This is a genomic window from Variovorax sp. SRS16 (genome assembly GCF_901827165.1).
In the GTDB taxonomy this organism is placed as follows: Bacteria; Pseudomonadota; Gammaproteobacteria; order Burkholderiales; family Burkholderiaceae_C; genus Variovorax.
The window spans coordinates 1,527,065-1,538,345 of record NZ_LR594666.1 but is presented as its reverse complement, the minus strand read 5'-3'; the positions used below and the strand labels follow the sequence as shown (position 1 = coordinate 1,538,345).

The 11,281-nt window shown below is 65.8% G+C and carries 9 protein-coding genes; 8 read left to right on the top strand and 1 reads right to left on the bottom strand.

The features are described 5' to 3' along the window. Window positions 1–10: 10 nt before the first annotated feature. From E5P2_RS07425 to E5P2_RS07405, 5 genes are all read left to right on the top strand, one after another. Window positions 11–1,501: an NCS1 family nucleobase:cation symporter-1 gene (locus tag E5P2_RS07425; protein WP_162566489.1), complete on the top strand. Its 1,491-nt coding sequence runs from the start codon at window positions 11–13 to the stop codon at window positions 1,499–1,501. A gap of 13 nt (window positions 1,502–1,514) precedes the next feature. Beyond that, the gene (locus E5P2_RS07420; protein WP_162566488.1) at window positions 1,515–2,279 is read left to right on the top strand and encodes an aspartate/glutamate racemase family protein; all 765 of its coding nucleotides are present in this window, start codon (window positions 1,515–1,517) and stop codon (window positions 2,277–2,279) included. Window positions 2,280–2,382: 103 nt separating this feature from the next. Beyond that, window positions 2,383–3,069: a GntR family transcriptional regulator gene (locus tag E5P2_RS07415; RefSeq protein ID WP_162566487.1), complete on the top strand. Its 687-nt coding sequence runs from the start codon at window positions 2,383–2,385 to the stop codon at window positions 3,067–3,069. A gap of 133 nt (window positions 3,070–3,202) precedes the next feature. Further along, entirely contained in the window at window positions 3,203–4,699 is a 1,497-nt protein-coding gene (locus E5P2_RS07410; protein WP_162566486.1) for a nucleobase:cation symporter-2 family protein, read from the top strand. 35 nt (window positions 4,700–4,734) lie between these two features. Beyond that, complete coding sequence (locus E5P2_RS07405) at window positions 4,735–6,177, top strand: NCS1 family nucleobase:cation symporter-1 (RefSeq protein ID WP_162566485.1); 1,443 nt, start codon at window positions 4,735–4,737, stop codon at window positions 6,175–6,177. A gap of 12 nt (window positions 6,178–6,189) precedes the next feature. On the opposite strand, the gene E5P2_RS07400 is transcribed toward E5P2_RS07405, so the two are convergent. Next, the gene (locus tag E5P2_RS07400; RefSeq protein ID WP_162566484.1) at window positions 6,190–7,047 is read right to left on the bottom strand and encodes an aldo/keto reductase; all 858 of its coding nucleotides are present in this window, start codon (window positions 7,045–7,047) and stop codon (window positions 6,190–6,192) included. A gap of 116 nt (window positions 7,048–7,163) precedes the next feature. Here E5P2_RS07400 and E5P2_RS07395 point away from each other — a divergent pair, with 116 nt between their 5' ends. The 3 genes from E5P2_RS07395 to E5P2_RS07385 all read left to right on the top strand — a co-directional run bounded on the left by E5P2_RS07395 (window position 7,164) and on the right by E5P2_RS07385 (window position 11,280). After that, a complete protein-coding gene (locus E5P2_RS07395; RefSeq protein WP_162566483.1) occupies window positions 7,164–7,421 on the top strand; it encodes a hypothetical protein in 258 nt (85 codons plus the stop codon). Window positions 7,422–7,852: 431 nt separating this feature from the next. Continuing rightward, the gene (locus tag E5P2_RS07390) at window positions 7,853–10,588 is read left to right on the top strand and encodes a hypothetical protein (RefSeq protein ID WP_162566482.1); all 2,736 of its coding nucleotides are present in this window, start codon (window positions 7,853–7,855) and stop codon (window positions 10,586–10,588) included. A gap of 143 nt (window positions 10,589–10,731) precedes the next feature. After that, a complete protein-coding gene (locus tag E5P2_RS07385; RefSeq protein ID WP_162566481.1) occupies window positions 10,732–11,280 on the top strand; it encodes a CesT family type III secretion system chaperone in 549 nt (182 codons plus the stop codon). Window position 11,281 lies beyond the last annotated feature (1 nt).

The following is an 11,281-nucleotide window of genomic DNA, read 5'->3' as shown; positions in this document are numbered from 1 at the left end:
GAGTCCATCCGTGAACACAGCCGTCAGTCAAGGAACCATCGAGCTGCCCCTTCCCAGCCATGCATCGCCCGCGGAATCGAATGCGCTGATCAAGCCGGGCTACGACCCGCGCCTGACCAACGAGGATCTTGCGCCGCTCAGGAAACAGACCTGGGGCCAATACAACATCTTTGCCTTCTGGATGTCCGACGTGCACAGTGTCGGCGGCTACATCACGGCCGGCAGCCTGTTCGCGCTCGGCCTGTCGAGCTGGCAGGTGCTGGTGTCGCTGCTGGTGGGCATCTGCATCGTGCAGTTCTTCTGCAACCTCGTGGCCAAGCCCAGCCAGCTGACGGGCACGCCCTACCCCGTGGTCTGCCGCGCGCCCTTCGGCGTGCTGGGCGCCAACATCCCGGCCGTGATCCGCGGGCTGATCGCGGTGGCGTGGTACGGCATCCAGACCTATCTGGCGTCGGGCGCCTTCATGCTGCTGGCGCTGCATTTCTATCCGAGCCTGAGTGCGTATGCGAACGTTGCCCAGCACGGCTTCGTCGGTCTGTCGACGCTGGGCTGGGTCTCGTTCATGGTGATGTGGGTGCTGCAGGCCTTCGTCTTCTGGCACGGCATGGAAGCCATCCGCCGCTTCATCGACTGGGCCGGCCCTGCCGTGTACGTCGTGATGGCGATGCTGTGCGCCTGGCTGGTCTGGAAGGCCGGCTGGAGCCACATCGACATGCGCCTGGGCGGCGTCAAGTTCGAAGGCTGGGACGCGCTGCCGGTGATGCTGAGCGCGATCGCGCTGGTGGTCAGCTACTTCAGCGGCCCGATGCTCAACTTCGGCGACTTCTCGCGCTACGCCAAGAGCTTCGACGCGGTGAAGAAAGGCAACTTCTGGGGCCTGCCGGTCAACTTCCTGTTCTTCTCGCTGCTGTCGGTGATCACCACCGCGGCCACGCTGCCCGTGTTCGGCGAACTCATCACCGACCCGGTGCACACCGTCGCCCGGATCGACAGCACCATGGCCGTGGTGATCGGCGCGCTGACCTTCATGATCGCGACGGTCGGCATCAACATCGTGGCCAACTTCGTGTCGCCGGCCTTCGACTTCTCCAACGTCAATCCGCAGAAGATCAGCTGGCGCACGGGCGGCATGATCGCCGCCGTCGGCTCGGTCTTCATCACGCCCTGGAACCTGTACAACAACCCCGAGGTGATCCACTACACGCTGGACATCCTGGGCTCCTTCATCGGCCCGCTGTTCGGCATCCTGATCGCCGACTTCTACGTGGTGCGCAGGCAGCGCGTGAACGTCGACGCGCTCTACACCCTCAACCCGGCCGGCGAATACTGGTATCGCAACGGCTACAACCCGCGCGCCATCTGGGCGCTGATCCCGGCGGCGCTGGTGCCGATCCTGTGCGTGATGGTGCCCACCCTGCGCGGCGCGGCCAACTACGCCTGGTTCATCGGCACCGGCCTCGGCTTCGTGGCCTATCTGCTGCTCAGCGCCCGCAAGCGCTGAGCGAGGACTCTTCATGCGCATCAAGATCATCAATCCCAACACCACCTGGAGCATGACCGAGAAGATCGGTGCCTGCGCGCGGTCCGTCGCCCGGCCCGGCACCGAGATCGTGGCGGTCAGCCCTTCGATGGGGCCGGCCTCGATCGAGAGCCACTACGACGAGGCGCTCGCCGTGCCCGGCCTGCTGCACGAGATCGCCGCCGGCGAGCGCGAGGGCATCGACGGCTACGTGATCGCCTGCTTCGGCGACCCGGGCCTGAAGGCAGCGCGCGAACTGGCGCGCGGACCGGTGGTCGGCATCGCCGAGGCGGCCATGCATCTGGCCAGCCTGATCGGCAGCCGCTTCAGCGTGGTGACCACGCTCGGCCGCACCGTCGGACAGGCCTGGCACCTGGCCGAGGCCTACGGCATGAAGCGCTTGTGCGCCAACGTGCGGGCCTGCGAGATCGCGGTGCTCGAACTGGAAGCGCCGGGCTCGAAAGCACGCGAACGCATCATCGACGAATGCCGACGCGCACTGGACGAGGACGGCTCCGACACCATCGTGCTCGGCTGCGCCGGCATGGCCGACCTCTGCGAGCACATCGGACAGGTGCTCGGGGTGCCGGTGGTCGACGGTGTGGCGGCGGGCACGCAGCTGATCGAATCGCTGGTCAGCCTGCGACTTCGCACCAGCAAGCGCGGCGAGCTGGCGCATCCGCTGCCCAAGCCGGTGACCGGACTGCTCGAAGGCTTCACAGTGCCGGCCAGGACGCCGCCCCTGAAGCGCGCAGCCTGAAGCCGGGCGTGCGGCCCACGCCGTCGGTCGTCCACAATCGCCCCATGCCACGCGTCGCCAAAGCACCTACGCCCCCGACCCCCCGAGCAGCGCCAGCCCCGCCGTGCCCGACAAGAGCGCCACCATCGAAGGCATCGCGCAGGACATCGCCACGGCCATCGTCGAAAAGCGCCTGCCGCCCGGCACCTGGCTGCGCGAAGAGGCGCTGGGCCGCGTCTATGCGGTCAGCCGCACCAAAATACGCGCGGCCCTGCTGACGCTGTCCAAGGAGAAGCTGATCGAGATGATTCCCGACAAGGGCGCCTTCGTCAGCAAGCCCAGCGTGCAGGAGGCGCGCGAGGTGTTCGGCGTGCGGCGGCTGCTCGAGAGCGAGGTGGTGCGGCTGTTCGTCGCGCGGGCCCGGCCCGCCGACTACAAGGCGCTGGAGCAGCACATCCAGTTCGAGCGCACCGCGCTGCGCGCCACCACGACCACCGGCACGGTGCGCGAGAAACTGCTGGGCGATTTCCACGTCGCGCTGGCCGAGGCCACCGGCAACCACACGCTGGCCGAGCTGATCCGCGAGCTGGTCGCGCGCAGCTCGCTGATCGCGATGCTCTACCACTCCTCCAACGACCCGCATTGCTCGTCGGACGAGCACGCGGAATTCCTGCGCGTATGCCGCAGCGGCAATGCCGATGCGGCCGTCGCCAACATGACCGGCCACCTGCTGCGCATCGAGGCCAACCTGCAGCTCGAGACCGGCGCACCGGACCGCCAGCTCGACCTCGTCAAGGCGCTGCTGGCCTGAAACGTGCAGGGGTTCCGCGTGTCCGTCACGCGGGCCGGAAGTGCGGGTTTTCCGCCATACGGCTTGCGAACTGAAGTGTATACAGTTTGGCGTACAAAATAACGCCGTTCGCCACGGCACCTGGAGATCCTCAATGACCGCTTCTTCCGTGACCGTCTCTTCGTCCGTTCATCCGGTCGACCAGCGACTGCCGGCCGGCAAGCTCGCCGCACTCGGTCTGCAGCACGTGCTCGTGATGTACGCCGGCGCCGTGGCCGTGCCGCTGATCGTCGGCCGTGCGCTCAACCTCAGCCCGCACGAGGTCGCGCTGCTGATCTCGGCCGACCTGTTCTGCTGCGGCATCGCGACGCTGATCCAGGCGCTCGGCGCCACGCAGTGGTTCGGCATCCGGCTGCCGGTGATGATGGGCGTGACCTTCGCCTCGGTCGCGCCGATGGTCGCGATCGCCAACGCCAATCCGGGCCAGGCCGGCGCGCAGCTGCTGTTCGGCGCGATCATCGGCGCCGGCGTGGTGTCGATCCTGATCGCGCCGCTGGTCTCGCGCATGCTGCGCTTCTTTCCACCGGTGGTGACCGGCACCATCATCGCGGTCATCGGCATCAGCCTGATGCGCGTGGGCATCAACTGGATCTTCGGCAATCCGGTGGGCCCGACCGCGCCGGCGCTGGTGGACCCGGTTTATGCCAAGTGGCTGGCCGACGTCACCTCGCCCGGCTCCGCGGTGCCGCCGATCCCCAAGGGCCTGTCGATCGTGCCTTCGGTGCCCAACCCCAAGTACGCCGACATGGGCGGCCTCGGCATCGCAGCGCTGGTGCTGGTGTCGATCCTGCTCATCGTCAAGTACGCCAAGGGCTTCGTCGCCAACATCTCGGTGCTGCTCGGCATCGTGATCGGCGCCGTCGTCGCCTCGGCCTTCGGCTTCATGACCTTCGAGAAGGTGGCCCGCGCGGACTGGATCGACATCGTGCTGCCCTTCCATTTCGGCATGCCGCAGTTCGATCCGGTCCTGATCCTGACCATGACGCTGATCATGATCGTGGTGATGATCGAATCGACCGGGATGTTCCTCGCGCTCGGCGAGATGACCGACCGCCGAATCGACCAGAAGGACCTCGCGCGCGGCCTGCGCACCGACGGCCTGGGCACGCTGATCGGCGGCATCTTCAACACCTTCCCCTACACCAGCTTCTCGCAGAACGTCGGGCTGGTGGCGGTGACCGGCATCAAGAGCCGCTACGTCTGCGTGGCCGGCGGCGCGATCCTGATCGTGCTCGGCCTGCTGCCCAAGATGGCGGCGCTGGTCGAGTCGCTGCCCACCGTGGTGCTGGGCGGCGCCGGGCTGGTGATGTTCGGCATGGTCGCGGCCACCGGCATCCGCATCCTCGCCGGCGTGGACTTCAGGACCAACCGCCACAACGCGATGATCGTCGCGGTGTCGATCGGCATCGGCATGATTCCGCTGATCGCGCCCAACTTCAAGCAATGGATGCCGCACGCGATCCACTCGCTGGTGGAGTCCGGAATCCTGCTTGCGTCCGTCGCCGCGGTGGCGCTCAATCTGTTCCTGAACGGCGCGAAGCACGACGAGGCCGCCATCATCACGGCCGCCAAGCAGGCCGAGGCTCACTGAGTCCTTCCCCTTTCCCGAATCCACCGGAGATCATCATGCAAGCCAGTGTCCACGGCATTCCAGGCGCCGATCCACGCCTCATCAACGAGGATCTGGCGCCCGTCACCGGTGCAAAGAAAACCTGGACTTCGTACAGCGTGTTCGCCATGTGGATGTCCGACGTGCACAGCGTCGGCGGCTACACCTTCGCGGCCAGCCTGTTCCTGCTCGGACTGTCGGGCTGGCAGGTGTTCGCGGCGCTGGTGATCGGCATCGGCATCGTGAACGTGCTGATGAACTGGATCGGCCGGCCGAGCCAGCAGCACGGGATCCCGTTCCCGGTGATGGCGCGCGTGAGCCTGGGCGTGATGGGCGCCAACTTCGCGGCCACGATCCGCGGCGTGGTCGGCATCGTCTGGTATGGCGTGCAGACCTACTTCGCATCGAAGGCGGTGGCCACGCTGGTGCTGGTGTTCTTTCCGGCGGCGGCCTCGCTGCAGGCCACCAGCATCCTGCGGCTGGACCTGCTGGGCTGGGGCTGCTTCCTGTTCATGTGGATCTTCCAGCTCCTGATCTTCCAGCGCGGCATGGAAGCGATCCGCAAGTTCATCGACTTCTGCGGCCCGGCGGTCTATGTGGTGATGTTCCTTCTGATGGGCTGGATCCTCTGGAAGGCGGGCTGGGACGCGCTCGACCTCACGCTCGGCGACAAGGTGCTGACGGGCTCGGAATCCTTCATCGCGATGGGCAGCGCGATCCTGCTGGTGGTGGCCTACTTCGCGGCGCTGTTGCTGAACTTCGGCGACTTCTCCCGCTTCGCGAAGACCGAGCGCGACATGAAGGTCGGCAACTTCCTGGGTCTGCCGCTCAACTTCATCCTGTTCGCGATCATCGTGGTGGTCGTCACCGCCGGCAGCGCCAAGGTGTTCGGCCACATGATCATGGACCCGGTCGAGATCGTCGGCAAGATCGACAACAAGCTGGCCGTGGTGCTGGGCAGCGTGACCTTCGTGATCGCGACCATGGGCATCAACATCGTGGCCAACTTCGTCTCGCCGGCCTACGACATCGCCAACCTGTTCCCGCGCCATGTGGACTTCAAGAAGGGCGGACTCATCGCCTCCATCCTCGCGGTGATCGTGTGCCCGTGGATCTTCGTCGACAGCCCGAAGGCGATCACCGTGTTCGTGAGCATCTTCGGCGCCGTGCTGGCACCGATGTTCGGCGTCATGGTGGCCGACTTCTATCTGCTCAAGAAGCAGGTGGTCGACGTGCAGCAGCTCTACACGATGGCGCCCGGCGGCCGCTACCACTATGACGGCGGCTGGAACAAGGTCGGCCTGGTCGCGCTCGGCCTGGCCGGTGTGATCTCGGTCGGCTGGGAGTTCTCCACGCAGCTCTTCAAGGTACTGCCCGAGAACAACTTCGGCTGGGTCATCGGCGCCGTGGCCGGTGCGCTGATCTACATGCTGATGATGCGCGGCGCCAAGCGCACCTGAGGCGGCGCGGACTCAGATCATCGCCAGCGGCCTCTTGCCGCGCGGCGGTGGATGCAGGCGGTCGATGGCCGCGAGCGCCTCGGAGCCGAGCGTCAGTTCGGCCGCGGCGAGGTTCTCGCGCAAATGGGCTTCGTGCGCCGCCTTCGGAATCGCGACGACACCCGGCTGCGCCACGGCCCAGGCGAGCGCGAGCTGCGCGGCGGTGACGCCGAATCCTTCGGCCATCGCCGCCATGCCCTTGTCGGTGGCCAATGCGCCCTGGTCGATCGGGCTGTAGGCCATCAGCGGCATCCTTCGCGCACGCTGCCAGGGCAACAGGCTGAATTCGGGCCCGCGTTCGGCCACCGAGTAGTAGACCTGGTTCACGGCGCAATCCGGCGTCGCGCCGCACACGGCCGCCAGTTCTTCCATGTCGTCGGTGTCGAAGTTGCTGACGCCCCAGTGCCCGATGCGCCCCGCGGCCACCAGCGCGCGCATCGCTTCGCAGGTGTGCGCCAGCGGATGCTCGCCGCGCCAGTGCAGCAGATAGAGATCGATGCGGTCCAGCCCCAGCCGCGCCAGGCTGCGCGCACAGGCCGCGGGCGTGCCCTTGCGGCTGGCGTTGTGCGGATAGACCTTGCTGACGATGAAGAGCTCCTCGCGCTTCACGTCGCCGGCGCGCAAGGCCTCGGCCACCGCCTGGCCGACCACCTTCTCGGCACCGCCCTCGCCGTACATCTCGGCGGTGTCGATGAGGCGATAACCCATCGCGATCGCGGCGCGCACCGCGGCCACTTCGGCCGCGCGCCGGCCCGGCGTTTCGCCCATCCGCCAGGTGCCGAGGCCGAGCACTGGCATCGTGCCGCCCGTGGACAGTTCGAGAGATCGCATCGCAGCTCCTTGTGTGCGTGAGGCTAGGCCTTCGTTCATAGGCCGTCCGGGAACTGGCGCCGGCCGGGTACATCGCCGACCATGGACAGCACCCGAGAGAACCGGATCCCGCAGCCATGTCCGCCAACGACAACATCCTAGTGGCTTCGCTCATGCTGTTCGCCGCGTTGAATCTCGCCGGGCACCACGGCGGCGAACGCGCGTACGAGCGCGAACCTGCACCGCAGGAAGTCACCGAGATGATCGATGAAGCCCTGACCTTCCCTGCCGCCGGCGACGACCTCACCATGTACATCAGCGGCCGCTTCACCGAGCGGGACGGGCGCATCGTCCAGCTGCCCGCCAGCGCTGCGCCCGCGACGCCTGTGCTCTGAGCGGCTGCACCATCTCGATCGCGGCGCGCACCGCGGCGACTTCGGCTGCGCATCCACCCGACGTCGCCCCGCATTGGCGAGTAAGCATATTCAGTTTTTTTATGGAACAGCGTCTCGAGCCGGCGTTACGAAAAGCGAGGAATTCATTCATCACCACTCTTCTTCAACGAGGTGCTGCATCGCAGCCTGGATCTTTCATGAGACATATCACTGTCAAGGTTCCGGGGGACTCGCCTGGCGCCATACGCCCTGTCGAACCCGACACCACGAACAAGCCGGCGCCGTTGAAGCTCCGCGTCGCTCCAGGTGGCGCTTCCTTTGCCCATACCCCACGGTCTTCGCGGCCCCCACGTTCCGAAGCGGCCGCAGGAGAACCCGGTGCGCTGTCGCCGCCGCGCTCGCGTTCGGCCTTCTCTGCAATCAACGACAACATGTCGAACCTCTCTTCGGTCTCCCTGGACAGCGCATCGGAAACGATGCCGGCCTGGCTGGACGAAGAGCCGGGGAGTTTCGTGCTGCGAAGCGAGTCCTCGGAAGAAGAAGCGTGGAGCACATCGTCGCAGGATGAGTTCGATGACGAGGAGCCATTGCACCCCTCGCACGGCGACTACGAGCGGACGATTTCTCCGCGCCCGATGTTCACGGACGACGCGTCGGCGGACGCCTTCGGGATAGATCCGGAAAAGCTGGCCGAAGCCAGAGCGGCGATGAAGAACACCTTCACGATCTGGTACCAGCATGCCAGGCGCCGGCAGCACGCGAAGGCCGACAGCAAGAACTACGAGGCGAAGCAAAGGCCCTACACGAAGACGGATGGCGAAACCGGAACGGAGACGCAGTTGCTCAGAATCGAACCGACCCGGGCCGAGCGCCTCCAGGCAAGCAACAGCAAGGCGGGAAAACAAGCAGCGGCGGGCACGAACCGTGCGAAGGCCTTGATGCGCAACCTGACCGGTACCCACCGCCGGTACGGCAGCAACTATGCGAGCGACAAGGGCACGGAGGGGCTGCTGAACAACAGGAAGCTGGAGCCGGTCGTGTTCGCCTCTGGCATGCTCACCGAGGGAAAGATCGATGCCTCCATTGTCGGCGCCGCCGGCGTCCATACCTCGGCGATCGGCGGGGCGCTGGGCTTTGCCAGCGTGCCGGCTTCGATCGCCGACACCCTGGACGTCCTGGACACCTATACCGGATTGCTCAGCAGCAAGGCCCAGGCCAAGGCGGATCTGCGTCACTGCGAAGACGCGCGTCGATTCATGCTCTACCTGGAGAACGCGACGCCGGAGGAGGCGCAGAACTATCTGGTGTTCTGCCAGGCAGCCCAGAAGCTGCTCGGTCGAACCAGGGAAGTGCGAGCGACCCACGCCGCGGTCAAGACGGACGCCGCCAAGGGTGGGGTCGTGCAGCCGGTGTCCACCGCGGCGTCGACCTCCGTCCAGATCGCCAACCTCGTGGTCGGCTCTCCCGCCGTCGGCTATGCGAGTGCGGCGTTGGCGCCATTGACCATAGCCAGCGCAGGCCTCGATATTCATTTGAGCAAGCAGGAGCAGGCGCGCAGACAGGCACAGCGCGAGTCGGCGATCGAGCGCAAGGAGGCAATGGCCGAGGTGCTGAGGTCTTGTGCCGGGCATCCTCGATACGCACTTCTGGCGGGCATCGTTGCCGGGCTGAACGCGCAGCAGGATCGATTGATTCGCCAGGCCAAGGTCGAATACGTATTTGCCAAGGCCCGGGAAATCAAATCCGCCACGAGCATGCCCTTGAGTGTGGCTGGCGCCGTGACAACCGCCCTGGTCGCCGGCGGCGTGGCCACTGCCGCAACGGGGGGCGCCGTGGCGGCGGTGGTGGCCGTGCCGGCCCTGGTCATGGCGGCTTTGCTCACGGTGCGAGCCCGTCGCCGGGCCAGGGCCGAGCACACGTCGAAATGGCGCCAGCGCGGCGTTTGCGCCCTGGCCTTCCATATGCCGCGCAAGGTGCTGGAGCAAAAGCTGGCCGGCACGCATCCCGACGGCTCGAACTTCCAGGTGAATATCGGAGAAGGCGAATACCTGGCCCAGTTCCAGACCTTTGCCGGCATCCGCCCGATCGACTTCAACGTTCGCGACAACGAGTACGCCGCGCTTCGAGGGCTGGCACTGCAAGTTCAGGACTTCATCCTGGCCCGCGATGCCGATGCCGCGGCGCCCTTCACCGCGCTGCTGAATGCGCTCGACGTCAACGAAGTCGATCTGCTGGCCCTGTGCAAGTCCGCCGCGGCCAAGCCATCAGAATTGCGGGCGGACTACATCCAGAACTACCTTGCGCCCCTGCTGGGAATGAAGTTCCGGATGGAGGGCGCAACGCAGGCGCTCCCCCACGTGTCGGTCTTTCTCGACGCCTTCAGGCTCGCGTGGATGAAGGTCCACGACAAGATGCCCAAGACCGTGGGCACCGATGATTTCTACGACCGAGTCCGATGGAAATTGATGGCCCGATATGCCGATCCGAAGGAGGGCATGGCGGCCTTCATCAAGACAACGGGCGAGTTCCTGAGCAAGACCCGGGACGGACCGCATCCCTCCTACGACCTGAACCTCTACAACGAGTTGCAGCGCTTTCGCGCCTATTGCCTCCAGGTGCAGGAAATGCGTGCGCAAGCGGCGCCAACGAAGACCGAGGAGATGAAGTCGAGGCAGAAAGACGGACGCAAGAACGCCGCGAGGACCGGCCCGGCCGAATGGCGAGTCTCGGGGAACGACCTGGCAGCCCGCGCGGTGCGGTCGGCGAACGCCAAGGCCGGTCCGCCGATTGCCGCATTGGAGCCGACGCTGAGTCGGAGCCACGGCCCCTTGATCAGTCACAAACAAGAGGAGAAGGAAAAGAAGGGGACGGAAAGGAAGCCGCTGATACCGGCGATTCATCGAAGCCTCGATTCATCGAGCGGACGATCCGATGCTGCGCGGCAGGACGAGACGCCGCCGACGAGCCCGAGGACGCCCACGACCCCGAGGACACCGAGGACCTTGCGGACGCGCAGCAGCCCGAGGACGCAGACACCCTCGAGAACGCTGAGAACGCCAGGGAGCCCGCGCACGCCAAGGACGCCGACGCCGCACTCGGAGGTGATGCCGACGCCCATCGTGCCGGCGCGCGAAGCGCCGAAGACGAACCGAAACCCCGATGAATAGGCGAACCCCTGAGCGCGGCATTCGCGCGAAGGGTCGATCGACGCAGACCCGCCCTTCGATGGGGCAACGTCGATGAAAGACGCCTCAAGATGGCGACTCATTCGCCCCTCGATGGGGCCTCTTCTCGGTCTGCATGAAAAGACTTGCGCAAATCGCGCATGACTGGAACGGCGGCAGGGACCGCGTTACGAAGAGTGAGGAATTCATTCATCACCACGCTTCAAGGAGCACGCATGAGCAGAGAAGACTACGCTCGATTCGTGGAAGACTTTTGCGATGACCTCGGCATCGAGCAGTCCGACGAGGTATTGCATCGCGGCCTTCTGCAGGTGGACGACACGCTGATCGGCATCGAATATCTCGACGCGCGAGAAGAGGTCCGCATTCTCATGGACCTCGGAGAAACAGAAGTCGACACAAGAAGCGAGCTGCTCGCGCTCTTGCTGGAGGCCAATCTCGGCAATACCAGCCTTTGCCTGCCGACCTTCAGCATGCATCCCGAGACACGGCATCCGATCGTCGCGTACCACGTGCCGCTGCAGGCATTGCTCGATGAAGAGCTCGACCTCGCGCTCGTGCTTCAGGAACACATGGTTCCGATGCTCGCCGAATGGAGGAGCGCGGTGGATGAAGCGCTCGACGCAGAACGGAAAGGTGCGGAACTCGCGCCGCTTGCGGGCGCACGGGTCTGAA